At 75.0% G+C, this 18746-nt stretch carries 18 protein-coding genes; 15 read left to right on the top strand and 3 right to left on the bottom strand.

Features of this window, described 5'->3' with window-relative positions:
• Positions 1–91: 91 nt before the first annotated feature.
• The 4 genes from AB6N24_RS18965 (at position 92) to AB6N24_RS18950 (ending at position 4455) form a co-directional block, all read left to right on the top strand.
• A complete protein-coding gene (locus AB6N24_RS18965; RefSeq protein WP_412870937.1) occupies positions 92–586 on the top strand; it encodes a glycosyl-4,4'-diaponeurosporenoate acyltransferase CrtO family protein in 495 nt (164 codons plus the stop codon).
• Positions 587–787: 201 nt separating this feature from the next.
• Complete coding sequence (locus AB6N24_RS18960; protein WP_412870936.1) at positions 788–2053, top strand: lactonase family protein; 1266 nt, start codon at positions 788–790, stop codon at positions 2051–2053.
• A 284-nt stretch (positions 2054–2337) separates the two neighbouring features.
• Positions 2338–3654 (top strand): D-inositol-3-phosphate glycosyltransferase, encoded by a 1317-nt coding sequence (gene mshA, locus AB6N24_RS18955; RefSeq protein WP_412870938.1) that lies wholly within the window; start codon positions 2338–2340, stop codon positions 3652–3654.
• A 60-nt stretch (positions 3655–3714) separates the two neighbouring features.
• Positions 3715–4455 (top strand): phosphoglyceromutase, encoded by a 741-nt coding sequence (locus AB6N24_RS18950; protein WP_412870935.1) that lies wholly within the window; start codon positions 3715–3717, stop codon positions 4453–4455.
• A gap of 234 nt (positions 4456–4689) precedes the next feature.
• On the opposite strand, the gene phoU is transcribed toward AB6N24_RS18950, so the two are convergent.
• Positions 4690–5349: a phosphate signaling complex protein PhoU gene (phoU, locus tag AB6N24_RS18945; RefSeq protein WP_412870934.1), complete on the bottom strand. Its 660-nt coding sequence runs from the start codon at positions 5347–5349 to the stop codon at positions 4690–4692.
• Between the two features lie 153 nt (positions 5350–5502).
• Here phoU and AB6N24_RS18940 point away from each other — a divergent pair, with 153 nt between their 5' ends.
• From AB6N24_RS18940 to pstS (AB6N24_RS18910), 7 genes are all read left to right on the top strand, one after another.
• On the top strand, positions 5503–6813 hold the full coding sequence (locus tag AB6N24_RS18940) for a sensor histidine kinase (protein WP_412870933.1): 1311 nt from the start codon (positions 5503–5505) through the stop codon (positions 6811–6813).
• Complete coding sequence (locus AB6N24_RS18935; protein WP_412870932.1) at positions 6810–7529, top strand: response regulator; 720 nt, start codon at positions 6810–6812, stop codon at positions 7527–7529. Before AB6N24_RS18940 ends, AB6N24_RS18935 begins: the two co-directional genes overlap by 4 nt.
• 161 nt (positions 7530–7690) lie before the next feature.
• On the top strand, positions 7691–8827 hold the full coding sequence (pstS, locus tag AB6N24_RS18930; protein WP_412870931.1) for a phosphate ABC transporter substrate-binding protein PstS: 1137 nt from the start codon (positions 7691–7693) through the stop codon (positions 8825–8827).
• Between the two features lie 175 nt (positions 8828–9002).
• A complete protein-coding gene (gene pstC / locus AB6N24_RS18925) occupies positions 9003–9992 on the top strand; it encodes a phosphate ABC transporter permease subunit PstC (RefSeq protein WP_412870930.1) in 990 nt (329 codons plus the stop codon).
• On the top strand, positions 9989–10930 hold the full coding sequence (gene pstA, locus AB6N24_RS18920; RefSeq protein ID WP_412870929.1) for a phosphate ABC transporter permease PstA: 942 nt from the start codon (positions 9989–9991) through the stop codon (positions 10928–10930). Before pstC ends, pstA begins: the two co-directional genes overlap by 4 nt.
• Before the next feature lie 58 nt (positions 10931–10988).
• Complete coding sequence (pstB, locus tag AB6N24_RS18915; protein WP_258724290.1) at positions 10989–11765, top strand: phosphate ABC transporter ATP-binding protein PstB; 777 nt, start codon at positions 10989–10991, stop codon at positions 11763–11765.
• 177 nt (positions 11766–11942) lie between these two features.
• Positions 11943–13079 (top strand): phosphate ABC transporter substrate-binding protein PstS, encoded by a 1137-nt coding sequence (gene pstS / locus AB6N24_RS18910; RefSeq protein ID WP_412870928.1) that lies wholly within the window; start codon positions 11943–11945, stop codon positions 13077–13079.
• A 124-nt stretch (positions 13080–13203) separates the two neighbouring features.
• Here the strand turns inward: pstS (AB6N24_RS18910) and AB6N24_RS18905 are convergent, their stop codons facing one another.
• Positions 13204–13770 (bottom strand): hypothetical protein, encoded by a 567-nt coding sequence (locus AB6N24_RS18905; RefSeq protein WP_412870927.1) that lies wholly within the window; start codon positions 13768–13770, stop codon positions 13204–13206.
• 412 nt (positions 13771–14182) lie between these two features.
• Here AB6N24_RS18905 and AB6N24_RS18900 point away from each other — a divergent pair, with 412 nt between their 5' ends.
• The 3 genes from AB6N24_RS18900 to AB6N24_RS18890 all read left to right on the top strand — a co-directional run bounded on the left by AB6N24_RS18900 (position 14183) and on the right by AB6N24_RS18890 (position 16626).
• A complete protein-coding gene (locus AB6N24_RS18900; protein ID WP_013769765.1) occupies positions 14183–14665 on the top strand; it encodes a CarD family transcriptional regulator in 483 nt (160 codons plus the stop codon).
• Between the two features lie 106 nt (positions 14666–14771).
• Complete coding sequence (ispF, locus tag AB6N24_RS18895) at positions 14772–16196, top strand: 2-C-methyl-D-erythritol 2,4-cyclodiphosphate synthase (RefSeq protein WP_412870926.1); 1425 nt, start codon at positions 14772–14774, stop codon at positions 16194–16196.
• Between the two features lie 118 nt (positions 16197–16314).
• Positions 16315–16626, top strand: coding sequence for a hypothetical protein (locus AB6N24_RS18890; RefSeq protein WP_412870925.1), 312 nt, complete (start codon positions 16315–16317; stop codon positions 16624–16626).
• 101 nt (positions 16627–16727) lie between these two features.
• Here the strand turns inward: AB6N24_RS18890 and AB6N24_RS18885 are convergent, their stop codons facing one another.
• Positions 16728–17732: an EamA family transporter gene (locus AB6N24_RS18885; protein ID WP_412870924.1), complete on the bottom strand. Its 1005-nt coding sequence runs from the start codon at positions 17730–17732 to the stop codon at positions 16728–16730.
• A 72-nt stretch (positions 17733–17804) separates the two neighbouring features.
• On the opposite strand from AB6N24_RS18885, the gene AB6N24_RS18880 reads away from it, so the two are divergent.
• Positions 17805–18719, top strand: a complete 915-nt coding sequence (locus tag AB6N24_RS18880; protein WP_412870923.1) for a LysR family transcriptional regulator — start codon at positions 17805–17807, stop codon at positions 18717–18719.
• The last annotated feature ends 27 nt before the right edge of the window (positions 18720–18746 follow it).

The raw sequence follows: 18746 nt of genomic DNA, 5'->3' as shown, positions 1-18746 counted from the left end.
AGGCGCGGGACGACCGCCTGGTACTCGTCGATCGCGACCGCGAACCCGTCGACGGCCGCGTCGTCGATCGCGTGCGGTCGTCGACGTCGCCGTGACGGCCGCGGTGCTCGCCCTGCTCGCGCTCGCGTGGGGGGTCGTCGACGCGGGCGTGCTCGCGTGGGGCGCGCAGTGGACGGGCCTGTGCTGGGCGGCCGTGGTCCTGCGCGAGCCCGAGCGCCGGCTGCCGCGGCGCTGGACGCCGGTGCGGCGCGCGGAGCTCCGCTGGTACCGCCGGTGCGGCGTCGAGGCGTTCCGGCGCGCGCTCGGCGCCGTGGGCTGGAACCGGTCGGTCGACTCCGGTCGGGGGTTCGACGGCACGCGCGCGACGCTCGACGCCCTCGAGACCGGGACGCGCCGGTCGGAGGGCGCGCACCTGCTGCTGCTCGGGCTCACGGCGCTGCTCGCCGCCGTCGGCCTCGTGCTCGGGCGCCCGGCGGTGGCGGTGTGGTCCGCCGCGCTCGCGGTGCCCTTCCACGTGTACCCCGTCCTGCTCCAGCGCACGACGAGGTACCGGCTCCAGCGGCTCGCGGCGCTGCGCGCGCCCTGACCCGGGCCTCGCGACACCGCGCGCACCCCGACCCGGGCCTCGCGACTCCGCGCGTACCCCCGACCCGTGTCGACGCCGCGCGCACCCGGACCCGTGTCGACGCCGCGCGCCCCTGGCCCGTGGTGGGCGCCCACCGGTCCCCGGGGGTGCCCGCCGGACGCACCCGGCCCGAGCCCGGCGCACCGCCTACGCTCGGCTCCCGTGACCGAGCAGCCGCGCACCTTCCCCACGACCACCCCGTCGACCGGCTCCACGCCGGCGCCCGCCCCGACCGCGGAGTCGCGCGACCTGTGGGTCGGCACCTACCCGGCCGCGGGGGCGGGCACCCCCGCGGGCCTCGGCGAGGGCGTCTGGCGCGTGACGCTCGACCTCGCCACGGGCGGCCTCCGCGACGCCCGGCAGGTCGTCGCGACGCCTGCGCCGTCGTTCGTGGCCGCGCACCCGTCGGGGCGCGTGCTCTACGCGGTGGGGGAGCAGTCCGAGGGGACGGTCACGGCGTTCGCGGTGCGCGGCGCAGGGGCCGACGACGGCTCGGGCGACGCCCTTGCGGGCGGCGAGACCGACGGTCAGGCAGCGCACGGTGCCGCGTCCAGCAGCGTGCGCCCGGCCGACAGCGCCGGGCGGGTGCGGCTCGAGCCGCTCGCGACGGTCGCGTCGGGCGGCGCGGACCCCTGCCACCTCCTGCTGAGCCCGGACGCGCGGACCCTGTACGTCGCCACCTACTCGTCGGGCACGCTCGCGGTGCTGCCGCTCGACGCGGACGGCGCGTTCGTGCCCGAGGTGCTCGCGTCCGGCGGGCCGGTGCAGGTGCTCGGGCACGAGGGCAGCGGGCCCGACGCGAGCCGTCAGGAGTCGCCGCACGCCCACTTCGTCGCGCTCGCGCCCGGTGCCGCGCACGTGCTCGTGTGCGACCTGGGGACCGACGAGCTCCGGCGCTTCCGCGTCGAGGCCGACGGCCGCCTCGCGGAGGACGGCGTCGCGGCGACCTTCCCACCGGGCACGGGCCCGCGCCACCTCGTCTTCTCCGGCGACGGGCGCCACGCGTACGTCGTGGGCGAGCTCGACGTCACGGTGCACGTGCTCGCGTGGGACGCGGCGACGGCGTCGGGCGAGCCGGTGCAGGTCCTGCCCGCGGGCCGCACGGCTGCGCCGGTCGACGACGTGACGGGCGTCGCCCCGCGCGTCCTGCCCTCGCACGTGACGCTCGACGGCGACCGGCTGCTCGTCGGCGTGCGCGCGGCCGGCGTGCTCGCCGAGCTCGCGGTCGGCGCCGACGGCCTGCTGACGCACGTCCGGGACGTCCCCCTCGGCGCGGGCGACTGGCCGCGGCACCATGCGGTCGTCGACGGCTGGACGGTCGTCGCGGAGCAGGTCACCGGCGCCCTGGTCACGTTCGCGCCGGGTGCCGAGGTCCCGGCGGGGGTCCTCCCGCTGCCCGCGCCCGCGTGCGTGGTGCCCGTCCGCTGACGTCCCCGGGCTGCCGTCGACCGCGAGACGCAGGCGCTCGCCGGGGTGCCCTCGGGTCCGGCCGTCCCCCTCGGCGGCGCTCCGCCCCGGCGCGGACGATCCTGCGCACCCGGTTGCCCGCGGCGACGACCGGGCGTCCGAGACGCGAGACAATGGACGCACGACGGGCCCCCGCCGTGGTGCGGGTGCACGCTGGGAACAGGCCCGAACCCGGTGACCCGATCCCTGAGACCGCCCGACCCGACCCTGGAGCGCCCGTGACCACCGAGCTGCCGCGCGTCGCGATGCTCTCGGTGCACACGTCCCCGCTCGATCAGCCCGGCACGGGCGACGCGGGCGGCATGAACGTCTACGTCTCGGAGCTGTCGCGGGCGCTCGCGCGCCGGGGTGCGCGCGTCGAGATCTTCACGCGCGCCACGTCGTCGGCCCTGCCCGAGACGGTCGTGCTGCCCGGGACCGACGCGCGCGGCGACACCCTCTCCCGGGAGGACTCCCGGCGCGTGCTGCTCGCCGAGCACGTCGAGCCCGGCGTCGTTCCCCCGGTGCTCGTCCACCACGTGCCCGCGGGGCCGTTCGAGGGGCTCGACAAGAACGACCTGCCCGGCCAGCTCTGCGCGATGACGGCCGGGGTGCTGCGCTCGGAGGCCGCGCGCCGGCCGGGCTGGTACGACGTCGTGCACTCGCACTACTGGCTCTCGGGCCAGGTCGGCTGGCTCGCCGCGGACCGGTGGGAGGTCCCGCTGGTCCACACGATGCACACCATGGCGCGCGTCAAGAACGCGTCGCTCGCGCCGGGCGACACCGCAGAGCCGACGGGCCGGATCATCGGCGAGGAGCAGGTCGTGGCGGAGGCCGACGCGCTCGTCGCGAGCACCGCGGAGGAGAGCGACGACCTCGTGGCGCTCTACGACGCGGACCCCGAGCGCGTGCACGTCGTGGCCCCGGGCGTGGACCTCGAGCTGTTCGCGCCGGGCGGCCCCGACGGCCGCGCCGAGGCCCGCCGCGCGCTGGGGCTCCCGCTCGACCGGCGGGTCGTGCTGTTCGCCGGCCGCGTCCAGCCCCTCAAGGCGCCCGACGTGCTCGTCCGCGCGCTCGGCGTGCTCGCGCAGCGCGCCGGGGACGGCCGCGGCGTCCCGCTGCTCGTCGTGCTGGGCGGCCCGAGCGGTCGCCCGACGGCGGTCCGCGAGCTCGAGGCCCTCGCCGCGACGACCGGTCTCACCGACCACGTCCTGTTCCGGCCGCCCGTGCCGCGCGCCGAGCTCGCGCGCTGGTACCGGGCCGCCGACGTCGTCGCGATGCCGTCGCGCAGCGAGTCGTTCGGGCTCGTCGCGGTCGAGGCGCAGGCGTCGGGCACGCCCGTCCTGGCGTCCGCGGTGGGCGGGCTGCGCTCGGTCGTGACCGACCGGGTGTCGGGCCGGCTCGTGCACGGGCACGACCCCGCGGTCTGGGCCGACGCGATCGAGGAGGTCCTCGCCGACGACGCGGTGCGCGCGACGCTCGGGCTCGGTGCGCGGCGCCACGCCGAGCGCTTCGGGTGGGACGGCGCCGCCGAGCAGGTGCTCAAGGTCTACGCGCTCGCGGCCGCGCGCCGCCGCTCCTGACGCTGCTCACGGGCCGAACGTCCCCGGTGCGCTCCCGCGCGGGTGCGGCAGGATGAACCCATGACCTACACCCTCGTGCTGCTCCGCCACGGCGAGAGCGAGTGGAACGCCAAGAACCTCTTCACCGGCTGGGTCGACGTCCAGCTCTCCGCGAAGGGGGTCGAGGAGGCCAAGCGCGGCGGGACGCTGCTGACGGACGCGGGCGTGCTGCCCGACGTCGTGCACACGTCGCTCCTGCGCCGCGCGATCACCACCGCGAACCTCGCGCTCGACGCCGCCGACCGCCACTGGATCCCCGTGAAGCGCAGCTGGCGCCTCAACGAGCGCCACTACGGCGCGCTCCAGGGCAAGGACAAGAAGCAGATCCGCGACGAGTACGGCGACGAGCAGTTCATGCTCTGGCGCCGCTCGTACGACGTGCCGCCGCCGGACATCGAGCTCGGCTCGGAGTTCTCGCAGGACGCCGACGCGCGCTACGCCGGCGAGCCCATCCCGCGCGCCGAGGCCCTCGCGCAGGTCCTCGACCGCTCGCTGCCGTACTGGCACAGCGACATCGTCCCCGACCTGCAGCAGGGCAAGACGGTGCTCGTGGCGGCGCACGGCAACTCGATCCGCGCGATCGTGAAGTACCTCGACGACGTCGACGACGCGACGATCGCCGGCATCAACATCCCCACCGGCATCCCGCTGCGCTACGAGCTCGACGAGGACACCCTCAAGCCCGTGACGCGCGGCGGCGAGTACCTCGACCCGGACGCGGCGGCGGCGGCCATCGCCGCGGTGGCGAACCAGGGCAAGTAGGCCCGGCCCGCACGGCCCGCCGCTCCCGCCCGCCCGCCCACCCGCCAGCCCCGCCCGGTGCCCGTCGCCGGGCGGGGCAGGGCGGCCCGAGCGGCGGCGGAGCACGACGAACGCCGCGGTGCACCGTCCGGTGCTCCGCGGCGTTCGTCGTACCCGGGGTCGTGAGCCTCGCCGGCGCCCCCCAGCGCCTCGTGACGGGGCCCGACCCCGGGGGGTCGAGCGGGGTCGAGCCGTCTACCGTGCGGCGCGCGTGTCCTCGAACGTCCCCGTGACGAGGTACGTCACGCGGCGGGCGACCGAGACCCCGTGGTCGCCGAAGCGCTCGTAGTAGCGCCCGAGCAGCGTGACGTCGACCGTCTCCTGCGGGTTGCCGTTCCAGCCGACGCCGAGCAGCGCGGTGAAGGTGTCGGCGTGCAGCGAGTCGAGCAGGTCGTCGTCGCGCTCGATGCTCTGCGCGACCTCGAGGTCACGCGTCGTCAGCACGTCGGTGGTCCGCTTCGCGACACGCGCCGCGGCCTCGTGCATCTCGGTGAACGTCCCCGAGAGCGAGTTCGGGACGGCGACGCGCGGGTAGCTGCGGCGCGCGACCTGCGCGATGTGCCGGGCCAGGTCCCCCATGCGCTCGAGCGTCGCGCTCATGCGCAGCGCCGAGACGACGACGCGCAGGTCCGTCGCGACGGGCTGCTGCTGCGCGAGGAGCAGCACGCAGCGCTCGTCGAGGTCCCGCTCGATCGCGTCGATCGCGACGTCGTCCGCGATGACGGTCTCCGCGAGCTGGAGGTCTGCCGTGAGCAGCGCGATCCCCGCGTTGGTGATGGCGTGCTCGACCAGGCGGCTCATCGCCGCGAGGTCGTCGCCGAGCTGTGTCAGCTCGGCCTCGAAGATCTGCCGCATGGTCCCTACTCTCTGCGTGCTGGTGCGCGCGACCGTCACGTTCGCACCCGGAGGTGAACGGATCCCCGCCCCGAGGTGAACATCGGGAGGCCATCGGTCCGCCCGGCCGGTGCTCGTCCGGGGGCGCCTCGAGGCGACCGTACGCTGGCTGACGTGGATGGTCCTGGTGGAATCGTGGCGGTCGTCGCCGGCCTGCTCGGTCTCGTCGTCGGGGTCGTCGCCGTGGCGGCGTTCCGGTGGAGCGAGCGTGCGCAGTACAGCGTGCCCGCGCAGCCCGAGCGCGAGCTCGACGAGGGTCTGGTGCGCGTGCTCGCGGTGCTGCGCTCGGCGGCCGTCGTGCTCGACGACGACGACCGCGTGGTGCGGGCGAGCCCGCCCGCGTACGCGCTCGGCGTGGTGCGCGAGGGGCAGGTCGTGCACGCCGCGATCCGGGACCTGATCGCTGACGTGCGCCGCTCGGGCGTGATCCGCGACGAGGAGCTCGAGCTGCCGCGCGGTCCCGTCGGGCCCGGCACCCTCATGCTCCAGGTCCGCGTCGCGCAGGTCGGCCCTCGCCACCTGCTCGTGCTCGCGGAGGACCGCACCCAGGCCCGGCGCCTCGAGGCGATCCGGCGCGACTTCGTCGTCAACGTCTCGCACGAGCTGAAGACCCCGGTCGGGGCGCTGTCGCTGCTCGCCGAGACGGTGCAGGACGCCGCGAACGACCCGGAGGCGGTCCGCCGCTTCGCCGGGCGGATGCGCGGGGAGGCCGCACGGCTCTCGGCGCTCGTCCACGAGATCATCGAGCTGTCCCGGCTGCAGGTCGCGGGCGCGCTGCAGGACATCGCGGTCGTCGACGTCGACGCCGTCATCGAGGAGTCCGTCGACCGGGCCCGCACCGCGGCGAGCGCCAAGCAGATCCGGCTCGACGTCGGCGGCGAGCGCGGCCTGACCGTGTACGGCGACCACGCGCTGCTCGTGACCGCGGTGCGCAACCTGCTCGACAACGCCGTCGCCTACTCACCGGACGGGGCGCACGTCGGCATCGGGGTGCGGGCGGTCGAGGGGCTCGTCGAGGTCGCCGTCGTCGACCAGGGCATCGGCATCGCGTCCGACGAGCAGGACCGCGTGTTCGAGCGGTTCTACCGCGTCGACCCGGCACGCTCCCGCGACACGGGCGGCACCGGGCTCGGCCTGAGCATCGTCAAGCACGTCGCGGCCGACCACGGCGGCGAGGTCACCGTGTGGTCGCGCCCCGGCAAGGGCTCGACGTTCACGCTGCGCCTGCCCGTGGGAGCCGTGCCGGACCAGCTGCTCGCCGCGCCGCCCGCCGCCCGCACGATCGGCACGCTGCCGACGCCGGCGCCCGCCCAGGCCGCGGCCGTGCCGGACCGCGCGACCACGGACCGCGCGACCCCGCGCACCACGCCCCCCGCACCCGCCACAGGCGGGGACGACCCCGCGCACGAAGGAGCCGCCCGGTGACCCGGATCCTGCTGGTCGAGGACGAGGAGTCCTACCGCGACCCGCTCACGTACCAGCTCGAGCGCGAGGGCTTCGAGGTGGTGACGGCCGCGACGGGCCCGGAGGCGCTCGAGCGCTTCGCCGACGGCGGCGCCGACCTCGTCCTGCTCGACCTCATGCTGCCGGGCCTCTCCGGCACCGAGGTGTGCCGCGAGCTGCGCCGCACGAGCGACGTCCCGGTCATCATGCTGACCGCGAAGGACGGCGAGATCGACAAGGTCGTCGGGCTGGAGATCGGCGCCGACGACTACGTCACCAAGCCGTACTCGTTCCGCGAGCTGCTCGCGCGCGTCCGCGCGGTGCTGCGCCGCCGCGGGGCGCCGGCCGCCCCGAGCCCCACGGCCGAGGACGACCTCGACGACGGGACGCTCGAGGTGGGCCCGGTCCGCCTCGACGTCGAGCGGCACACCGTGCACGTGCGCGGCGCGCTCGTCGCGTTCCCCCTCAAGGAGTTCGAGCTCCTCGAGCTGCTGCTGCGCAACGCGGGCCGCGTGCTCACCCGCGGCCAGCTCATCGACCGCATCTGGGGCTCCGACTACGTCGGGGACACCAAGACGCTCGACGTGCACGTCAAGCGCGTGCGCGCCAAGATCGAGGACGACCCGGCCAACCCGACGATGCTGCAGACCGTGCGCGGCCTCGGGTACAAGATCGCCGACACGGACGAAGCGTCCTGACGCTCCGCGCCGCAAGGCCTGGCCGGTAACCGTCGACCACCGTTCACCGGGGGTTCATCTCCGGCGGGCCACGCGGTCACTTCCTCTCCTTAGCGTCTGTGGCGCACCGAGGCCCCCGGGGTCCGGTGGGTCTACGACGAAGCATCAGGAGAGGGATTCCCGTGAAGGTTCGGCAGCTCGCACGACAGACCGGTCTGGTCGGTGTCGTGCTCGTCTCGTCTCTGGCGCTCGCGGCCTGCGGGTCCGACAACAACGCCGGTGGCGAGGGGACGGCGGACTCCGCCGCTGTGACCGCGGGGGGCAGCGACATCGACTGCGGCGAGGGCGGAACGCTCAACGCCGAGGGGTCGTCCGCGCAGAAGAACGCGATCGAGCAGGCCATCGCCTCGTTCGAGGAGGTCTGCCCCGACATCACCGTGAACTACAACCCGACGGGTTCCGGTGCCGGCATCACGCAGTTCACGGCCGGCCAGGTCGAGTTCGCGGGCTCGGACTCGGCGCTCAACGCCGACAAGGGTGAGGTCGAGGCCGCCGAGGCGCGCTGCGAGGCCGGCCCGGCGTGGAACATCCCGATGGTGACCGGCCCGATCGCGGTGGCCTACAACCTCGAGGGCGTCGACGAGCTCGTGCTCGACGCGGCCACGACGGCCAAGATCTTCCGCGGCGAGATCACGACCTGGGACGACGCGGCGATCGCGGCGCTCAACGAGGGCGCGACGCTCCCGGCCGAGGACATCCACGTGTTCTTCCGCTCGGACGAGTCGGGCACGACCGACAACTTCACGAAGTACCTCAACGCCGCCTCGGGTGGCGTGTGGACCGACGAGGCCGGCAAGTCGTGGCCGTCCTCCGGTGTCGGTGAGGGCCGCGAGAAGTCGGCCGGGGTCTCCGAGGGCGTCGCGACGACGGCCGGCGGGATCACCTACGTCGAGTGGTCGTACGCCAAGGACAACGACCTCGGCATCGCGCAGATCGACAACGGCTCCGGCGCCATCGAGCTCACGGCCGAGACGGTCGCGACCTCGGTCGCCACGGCCGAGCGCGTCGGCGAGGGCAACGACCTCGCCCTCAAGCTCGACTACGCGACGCAGGAGGAGGGCGCCTACCCGATCGTCCTCGTGACGTACGAGATCGTGTGCTCGGCGGGCCTCGACGAGGCCGCCACGGCCGGCGTCAAGGCGTTCCTCACGCACTTCGCCTCGCCCGAGGTCCAGGAGGGCCTCGTCGAGATCGGCTACGCGCCGCTGCCGGAGGACGTGCAGACCGACGTCCTGGCCGCGATCGAGGCCATCGCCTGACCTGACCTCCACGCGCTGCGGGGCCGCACCCGGCCCGGCAGCACCGGACGGGTCGTCGTCGTCCCGGTCCACCCCACGAGGGAGGGCCGGGACGGCGGCACGCACGACTCGGGGCGCACCGCCGCAGAGCCCGACGCACACCCCAGCACCGCCCAGCACCGACTGAAGGACGCCGATGGCCACGACCACCAGCACGCCGCGCGTTCCCGGCGCGCCGCCGGGCCCCGAGGGCCTGAAGCAGGGTCTCTCGCGCGGGCCCGACCGCGCCTTCAAGATGCTCGCCGGGGGGTCGAGCGCCGTCGTCGTCGCGCTCGTCGTGATCGTCGGGGTCTACCTCATCAGCAAGGCGTGGCCCTCCCTGGCCGCGAACGGCGCGAGCTTCCTGACGTCGCGCGAGTGGAGCGTCGCCGACCCGGACAACCTGCGCTTCGGCATCGCGCCGCTGCTCTGGGTCACGATCATCTCGTCGGTCGTCGCGATGGCGATCGCCGTGCCGATCGCCATGGGCGTCGCGCTCTACCTCACGCACTACGCGCCGGCCCGCGTCGCCAAGCCGTTCGCGTACCTCGTAGACCTGCTCGCCGCGGTGCCGTCGATCGTCTTCGGCCTCTGGGGCGCGCGGGTGCTCATGCCGTACGTGCAGCCGTTCCAGGACGCGCTCAAGAGCGCGTTCGGCTGGTTCCCGCTCTTCGCACCCACGGCCGTCCAGGCCGGCACGATCTTCCTCGCGTCGATCGTGCTCTCGATCATGATCCTGCCGATCATCACCGCGCTCTCGCGCGAGGTCTTCCGGCAGACGCCCGTCGGGCACATGGAGGCGGCGCTCGCGCTCGGTGCGACGCGCTGGGAGATGATCCGCACCGCGGTGCTCCCGTTCGGCCGGCCCGGTGTCGTCTCCGCCGCGATGCTCGGGCTCGGGCGGGCGCTCGGCGAGACCATCGCGGTCACGATCATCCTGTCGACCACGACGGGCGCCTTCAGCTGGTCGCTGTTCTTCGGCGGCGAGACGTTCGCCTCGAAGATCGCGAACGCGGCCTCCGAGTTCGACTCCCCGTCGAAGACCGGCGCGTACATCGCCGCGGGGCTCGTGCTGTTCCTCCTGACGTTCGCGGTCAACGCGATCGCCCGGGTCATCATCGACCGCCGGAAGGGGTTCACCGAGTGAGCGCCACGTCCCTGACCCCGAGCCTCGCCGCAGCGGACCCGGGCGACGCCTCGCCGGGCGACGAGCTGCGCAGCCTGAACGGCGGCGGCTCCGGGTCGCGCCGCGTCAAGGACCGCATCGCGACGGTCGTCATGCACCTCGCGTTCCTGGTCGCCGTGATCCCGCTGGTCTGGATCCTCTGGACCGTCGTCTCGCAGGGCTACCACATGCTCATGGAGTCGACGTGGTGGACGAACTCGCAGCGTGGGATCACCGTGCGCGACTTCGGCGGCGGCGCGTACCACGCGATGGCCGGCACGATCCTGCAGGCCGCCGTGACCGCCGCGATCTCGGTCCCGCTCGGCATCTTCACCGCGATCTACCTCGTCGAGTACGGCCGCGGCCGTGTCGCGCGGGCCGTGAGCTTCATGGTCGACATCCTCACGGGCATCCCGTCGATCGTCGCCGCGCTGACCGTCTACGCGCTGTGGATCTCGACGTTCGGGTTCTCCCGCGTCGGCTTCGCCGTGAGCCTGTCCCTCGTGCTGCTCATGGTCCCGACGATCGTCCGGTCGACCGAGGAGATGCTCAAGCTCGTCCCCAACGAGCTGCGGGAGGCCAGCTACGCGCTCGGCGTCCCGAAGTGGAAGACCATCGTGAAGATCGTGCTCCCGACGGCGTTCTCCGGGATCATCACCGGCGTCCTGCTCGGGCTCGCGCGCGTCATGGGCGAGACCGCACCGCTGCTGATCCTCGGGCCGTACACCAAGTCCATCAACATGGACCTGTTCAGCGGCAACATGGCGTCGCTGCCCACGATGATCAACCAGGACCGCACCGAGTTCCTCGACGCCGCGGTGCAGCGCACGTGGGGTGCGGCGCTCACGCTGATCCTCATCGTGATGGCCCTGAACATCGCGGGCCGCGCGATCGGCCACTTCAGCAAGGTCAAGTCATGACCGCGGCCCCCGCACCCGTCACCCCCACCGCACAGCCACGAGAGGAGCGCTGAGGGCCGTGGCCAAGCGCATCGACGTCAAGGACCTGAACGTCTACTACGGGGACTTCCGCGCGGTCGAGGGGGTCACGATGGGGATCGACGCCCGCTCCGTGACCGCCTTCATCGGCCCGTCGGGCTGCGGCAAGTCGACGTTCCTGCGGACGCTCAACCGCATGCACGAGGTGCTCCCGATCGGGCGCGTCGACGGCGAGGTGCTGCTCGACGGCGCCGACCTGTACGACAAGAACGTCGACCCGGTCGCGGTCCGCCGCACGATCGGCATGGTGTTCCAGCGCCCCAACCCGTTCCCGACGATGTCGATCTTCGACAACGTGGCCGCGGGCCTGCGCCTCAACGGCGTGAAGAAGAAGAGCGAGCTGCAGGACACGGTCGAGAACGCGCTGCAGGGCGCGAACCTCTGGAAGGAGGTCAAGGACCGGCTCGACAAGCCCGGTGCCGGCCTCTCGGGCGGCCAGCAGCAGCGCCTGTGCATCGCGCGCGCGATCGCCGTGCGCCCGCAGGTGCTCCTGATGGACGAGCCGTGCTCGGCGCTCGACCCGATCTCGACGCTCGCGATCGAGGACCTCATCTCCGAGCTCAAGAACGACTTCACGATCGTGATCGTGACCCACAACATGCAGCAGGCCGCGCGCGTCTCCGACCGGACGGCGTTCTTCAACATCGCGGGCACCGGGGCTCCGGGCAAGCTCATCGAGGTCGACCAGACCGCGACCATGTTCTCGTCGCCGCGCGAGCAGGCCACCGAGGACTACATCTCGGGCCGCTTCGGCTGATCCACCGGCCGGTCGGCCGGGGCGTCCGCCTCGGCAGGCCGACCGCGCGGCTCCGGCCGCCGCACCAGGGCCAGGTACCCGTGCCCGGTCCTGGTGCCGTCATGTCCGCGTCCCCGCCGCTCCGCCGCCACCCGGCCCGGTGCACCGGGGGCGACGTCCGCAGGGGAGGAACCTCACGTGGCGCTACGCCAGCTCGCACGGATCGTCGGCCCGGTCGGCCTCGCACTCAGCCTCGGGCTCCTGGCGGGCTGCGCCTCGCAGCCGGCCTCCGGGGGGGACGAGCCGGTGGGTGCGTCCCCGTCGGCCACGGCGTCCGCGGAGGCCGCGGCGGAGTGCGGCGCGGGCACCATCGAGGCCGCGGGCTCGTCGGCGCAGCGCAACGCCGTCGAGCAGGCGATCATCACGTTCTCGACGGTGTGCCCCGACGTCGTCGTGCGCTACGACGCGAGCGGTTCCGGTGCGGGCATCACCCGGTTCACGGCCGGGGAGGTCGCGTTCGCGGGCACCGACTCCGCGCTCAACCCGGCCAAGGGCGAGGTGGACGCGGCGACGGCACGCTGCGCCGGGGCACCGGCGTGGAACCTGCCGATGGTCACCGGTCCCGTCGCGATCGCGTACAACCTGGACACGGTCAGCCAGCTCGTGCTCGACGCGCCGACCCTCGCCCGCGTCTTCCGCGGCGAGATCACGTCCTGGGACGACCCGGCGATCGCCGCGCTCAACCCCGGCGAGCTGCTGCCGGCCGAGGAGATCGCGGTCCTGTTCCGGGCCGACGAGTCGGGCACCACGGAGAACGTCACGCGCTACCTGGCCGCCGCGGCGGGCGACGTGTGGACGGACGCGCCCGCGAAGACCTGGCCCGTCGAGGACGTGGGGGAGGGCCGCGAGAAGTCGGCCGGCGTCGCCGAGGCGGTCGCGACGACCCCCGGGAGCCTGACGTACGTCGAGTGGTCCTACGCGAAGGAGAACCGCCTCGGCGTCGCGAAGATCGACAACGGCTCGGGACCGGTCGAGCTCACGACGCAGAGCGCCGCCGCGACCGTCGCGACCGCCGAGCGCACCGGCGAGGGCGACGACCTCACGCTGAGGCTCGACCACGCGACGCGCGAGCCCGGCGCGTACCCGATCGTGCTCGTGACCTACGAGGTCGTCTGCTCGACCGGGCTCGACGCCCCGACCACCGCGGCCGTCCGGGCGTTCCTGCGGCACCTGGCGTCGCCCGCGGTCCAGCAGAGCCTCGTCGACATCGGCTACGCGCCGCTGCCCTCGTCGGTGCGGGCGGACGTGCTCGACGCGATCGGGTCGCTCGCCTGAGCCGTCCGGCCCGGCCGACGGGCCGGGCACGGCACGCCCCCCGGGGAGCCCTCGATGGCCCCGCACAGCACGACGGCCCCCCGGGACTCCCGGGGGGCCGTCCTGCTGTGCAGGGGTGCGGCGGTCAGCCCGCGGTCGGCGTCGGCGTCGGCTCGAGCGTCGGGTCCACACCGGTCGGCGCGGACGGGCTCGTGGTCGGGGTCGGCAGCGCGGTGGGGACCAGGTCCGCGTACTCGGGCAGGGTGCCGTCCAGCACGGGGACCGCGATCGTCTCCGAGCCGCCCGCGGCGGTCGTGATCGTCACGTCGGTCGTCGCGCCCGGGACGTCGGCGGACGTGAAGTGCAGCTGCTCCCCGTCGGTGCCGCCGAGCAGCACCCCGTCGCCCGCGCCGACCTCGACCGCGCCCACCTCGGTGCCGTCCTCGAGCGCGAAGGTGACCTCGACCGCCTCGGCGGCGTCGCTCGAGAGAGCGCCCTGGAGGCTGGCCGGCTCGCCGGCGCCGGACGTCAGGACCAGCAGGTTCTCGGCCGTGAGGTCGCCGAGCGTGACCCGCACGCCGTCGGACGCCGCGTAGGGCTCCTGGGTGGTGATCGGGTTCGTCGCCGAGCAGCCGGCGAGCGCGGCGCCGACGAGCGCGACGGCGACGGTCGCCGAGAGGCGCAGGTGCAGGGACGGGCGGACGCGGGCCACGGTGACTCCTCGGGGCGGAACGGGTGCCGGCGTGGGCCGGCAGGTGCTGGCAGGTGCTGGCGGGTGCCGGCGGGAACTCGGAGGTACGGGGACGCGGGCGACCTCGCAGCCGGCGGGTGCCGGCGTCGCGGTGGCCTGCGGGTGCTGACGGATCGGACGTGGGGCTGACGGTGCGGCGTGCGCGGGTGCGGTGTGGTGCTGTCGTGTGCTGGTGACGGGTCCGCGCACCGCACGGACCGCAGGTCCACAGCCTAGTCGGCGTCGCCGGATCCGGGGCCCCTGGGCCGCCCTCCGGGGCGCCTGCGGAGGCGCTCGTGTGACCTGCGCAAACGGGCCGGACGGCCGCAGGCGGGCGAAAGGGGGCGAACAATAGCGTGATAGAATGGGCATCCGCGAAAGGGGACACCTGCAGATGACTTTCACTGTTGGGGAGACGGTTGTCTACCCGCACCACGGTGCAGCGTTGATCGAAGAGATCAAGACCAGGACCATCCGCGGCGAGGACAAGATCTACCTCAAGCTCAAGGTCGCCCAGGGTGATCTGACGATCGAGGTCCCGGCGGAGAACGTGGACCTCGTGGGTGTGCGTGACGTGGTCGGCCAGGAGGGTCTGGACCGCGTCTTCGAGGTGCTGCGTGCGCCGTACACCGAGGAGCCGACCAACTGGTCGCGCCGCTACAAGGCCAACCTCGAGAAGCTCGCCTCGGGTGACGTGATCAAGGTGGCCGAGGTCGTGCGCGACCTCTCGCGCCGCGACGCGGACCGCGGGCTCTCGGCCGGCGAGAAGCGGATGCTCGCCAAGGCCCGTCAGATCCTCGTCTCGGAGCTCGCACTCGCCGAGCACACCGAGGAGGAGAAGGCCGAGGCCATCCTCGACGAGGTCCTCGCCTCGTAACGCGTCCTCCGACGACCTCCCTCGACGCCCCGTGACCGGGAACGCCGCCGCAGCACCGCGCGCCTCCGGCGACGACAGCGGCTCGGGTCCACGTCGGGACCGGGTCGTGGCGGTGCTCACCGCCGCCGGCAGCGGGACCCGCCTCGGGCACACCCTGCCCAAGGCGCTGGTCCCCGTCGGGGGGACGCCGCTCGTCGTCCACGCCGCCCGCAGCCTCCTGGCCGCGGGCGGCGTCGCGTCGTCCGCGGCCGGACGCTCGCTGAGCGAAGGAGCGCCCGACGGTGTCGCCGTCCCCGGTGCCGCGGGGTCGGCTCGTGCGAGCGCGCCTGACGTGGAGCCCTCGCTCGAGGAGCCGCCCGGCGCGGGGACGGCTCACCGAGGGATGCCGCTCGCGGTCAGTGCCCTCGTCGTGACCGCGCCGGCGGCCCTGCTCGACGAGTTCGCGGCCCTGCTCGACGGTGCCCGCCTCGGCGTCCCGGTCCGGGTCGTCCAGGGGGGCCCGACGCGCCAGGCCTCGGTCGCCGCAGGGCTGGCCGTGGTCCCGGCGGACGCCACGATCGTCCTGGTGCACGACGCGGCGCGCGCGCTCGTCCCTGCCGAGACGGTCGACCGGGTCGTCGCCGCGGTCCGGTCCGGGCACCCGGCCGTCGTCCCCGCGGTCCCCGTGACCGACACGCTCACGCGCGTGCGCGGCGACGGCTCCGCGGCGGGGACCGTGCCGCGCGCCGACCTGCGCGCCGTCCAGACCCCGCAGGGCTTCGACCGGGCGACCCTCGACCGCGCGCACGGCGAGGCGCGGGCCGTCGCCGACGACGAGGCGAGCGCCGCGACCGACGACGCGGGCCTCGTCGAGCGCCTCGGGCTGCCCGTGCACGTCGTCGCGGGGCACGACGACGCGTTCAAGGTCACGACGGCACGGGACCTCGCGCTCGCCGAGCTCGTCCTCGCCGCACGCGGCGCCGCGCACGACGCCCCGACCGCCCAGGAGGCCGGCCCGATGACCGACACCACCGACACCCCCGACCCCGCCCCGCTCGCGCTGCCGCGCACGGGGATCGGCGTCGACGTCCACGCCTACGCCGCCGAGCCGGACGAGCGCGCGGTGCTGCACCTCGCCGGGCTCGCCTGGCCGGGCGAGCGCCCGCTCGAGGGGCACTCGGACGCCGACGTGGCCGCGCACGCCGCGGCCGACGCGCTCCTGTCCGCCGCCGGGATCGGCGACCTCGGCTCGAACTTCGGCACCGCCGAGCCGCAGTGGAAGGGCGCGGCGGGCACGGTGCTGCTCGCGGAGGCCGCGCGGCGCGTCCGGGCCGCGGGCTTCGAGGTGGGGAACGTCGCGGTCCAGGTGATCGGCAACCGCCCGCGGCTGGGCCCGCGCCGCGCCGAGGCCGTCGAGGCGCTCAGTGCGGCCGCGGGGGCGCCGGTGAGCGTCTCGGCGACGACGGCGGACGGGCTCGGGCTCACGGGGCGGGGCGAGGGCGTCGCGGCGGTCGCGACGGCCCTCGTCGTCGCGCGCCCGTCCCTCCCGTAACGCCCGCCGCCGTCGTGGACGCCGGGTCACCCGGGCGCGGGACACGGTGCGCGCCGACCGGGCGCTCCGGCGGGCGGGGGGTCGCATCGCGGTCGGAATGTCTGTACCGTCCCGCTTCGTGACGAAGACGCACCGCCCCCCGACCCGCCCGGTCGAGCGCGTGAGAGCGCTGCCGGGTCACGGGGCCGCACCGGAAGGACCCGCACCGCTCCCACAGCGCGAGGGCGTCAACCGGGTGCGCCTGCGTGTACGCATCCCGACGGACGTGCTGGCCGCCACGATCGACGGTCTCGCCCAGCTCGACGACCACCGTGCCCCGGAGCTCACCGAGAGCGAGGCGGCCGCCGCGCCACCGCCGCCCGTGAGCGCCGAGCTCGCGACGGGCGCCATCCCGGTCACCCGCGTCCGGCGCCCGACGCCCGGGAGCTGACGGGCCGCAGCGCCGCGACGGCGCCCGCCCAGGTCCCGGCATCGCCGCCCGCGCTGCTGTGCGGGCCCCGTATCGGCGGCCTCGGCGTCGGCCGGGCGGGCCTAGCGGACGGCGGCGTCCGCCGCCGTCCGGACCGCACCGACCGCGGCCGGGGCGTCGCCGGTGCCCTCGTCCGGTGACGGTGCGCCGGCGGGACCGGCGGTCGTCGCAGCCCCCGCGAGCGCGGCGCGGCGCCGAGGGCGTGAGCTGCCGAGCAGGACCCCGCCGACGACGAGCGTCCCGAGCGCGAGCTCGACGACCGGCGTCGGCTCGCCGAGCAGCAGCCACGAGGCCGCGACACCGACGACGGGCACGAGCATCGAGAACGGCGCGACGGTGCTCGACGGGTGCCGCGACATGAGCGCGGTCCACAGGCCCGTGCCCAGCACGGTCGCGACGAGCACCGTGTAGGCGAGCCCGGCGAGCGCCAGCAGGCCCGTGCGGCTGCCGAGCGTCGTGAGCGACGTGCCGATCGCGGCGGGCCCGTCGACGACCAGCGCGAGGGCGAGCATCGGCAGCGGCGGGATCACCGACATCCACATCAGGAGCCCGAGCGGGGAGCCGCTGCGCGCCTGGCGGTTGCAGATGTTGCCGAACGCCCACCCCAGGCCCCCGCAGAGCGTCAGGAGGACGGGCAGGAGCGTCGCGGAGCCGCCCAGCTCGGCCCGGTGCACGGCGATGCCGGCGAGGCCCAGGACGGCCAGCGCGATGCCGAGGCCCTGCCGGGCGCTGAGCCGCTCGCGCAGCCAGACCGCGCCGAGCACGACGGTGAACGGTGCGGAGGACTGGAGCACGAGCGAGGCGAGCCCCGTCGGCATCCCGGCGTCCATCGCGAGGTACAGGAACGCGAACTGCAGGATGCCGAACCCCAGCCCGTAGCCCAGGATCCAGCGCCACGGGACGTCCGGGCGCGGTACGAGCAGGAGGGCCGGCACCGCGAGCACCGCGAACCGCAGCGACGCGAGGAAGAACGGCGGGAAGTGCTCGAGCGAGAGGTGGATCGCCGTGAAGTTGAGGCCCCAGGTGAGGGCGACGACGGCGGCGAGGAGACGGTCGCGGGGCGGCATGGGTCGATCGTCCGTCCCCGCGGTGTCGCAGCACCATCGAAAAGTCCGCCGTCGACTCTGTAGCGTGGCTACATGGACGCCCGGCTGCTGGAGACGTTGCGCGCGGTGCACGACCACGGGGGCGTCACCGCCGCGGCGGCCGCGCTGCACGTCACGCCGTCGGCGGTGTCCCAGCAGGTGCGGGTGCTCCAGCGCGAGGTCGGGGCGGTGCTGCTCGAGCGCGTCGGGCGCGGGGTACGGCTCACGCCCGCCGGTGCGGCGCTCGCCGCGGCCGCGGTCGACGTGGCGGTCGCCGTCGAGCGGGCCCGTGCGGCGGTCGACGCGCACCGCGCCGAGCCGGGCGGGACCGTGCGCGTCAGCGCGTTCCAGAGCGCCGCCCAGATGCTCCTGCCCGGGCTCCTCACGCGGGTCGCCCGGCTCGGCGGCGGCATCGCGCTCGAGTGCAGCGACGAGGACGTCGCGCAGGCCGAGTTCGGCGTGCTCACCGCGGACTTCGACGTCGTCGTCGCGCACCGGCCGGACGGCTCGGCCCGCTGGGGAGGGGGCCTCCGCGTCGAGCCGCTGCTGCGCGAGCCCCTCGACGTCGCGCTGTGGCCGGGCCACCCGCTCGCGCAGCGGGCCACGCTCGAGCCCGCCGACCTCGCGGGGGAGGACTGGATCGCGGTCCGCGAGGGCTTCCCGGTGGCCGCGGTGCTCGACGAGCTCGCGGTGCTCGCGGGGTCGCCGGCGCGGGTCGTCCAGCGCATCAACGACTTCCACGTCGTCGAGGCGCTCGTCGCCGCGGGCCACGGGATCTCGCTGCTGCCGCGCTACACCAGCGGGACGGCGCCCGACCGCCTGCGCCTCGTGCCGCTCGCCGGCGTCCGGGCCGGTCGCCGGATCGACGCGCTCCTGCGCCCGGACCGGGCCGAGCGCCTCGTCGTGCAGCGCGTGCTCGGCGAGCTCCGGGCGCAGGCGCGGGAGATCGAGCGGTCCGCCGCGACGTGACGACCGGGCGCGGCGTGGCCGCCGGGC

Origin of the sequence: Cellulomonas jepli (assembly GCF_047229345.1) — a bacterium.
Taxonomy (GTDB): Bacteria; Actinomycetota; Actinomycetes; order Actinomycetales; family Cellulomonadaceae; genus Cellulomonas_A.
This window is presented reverse-complemented; position numbering and strand designations above follow the sequence as displayed.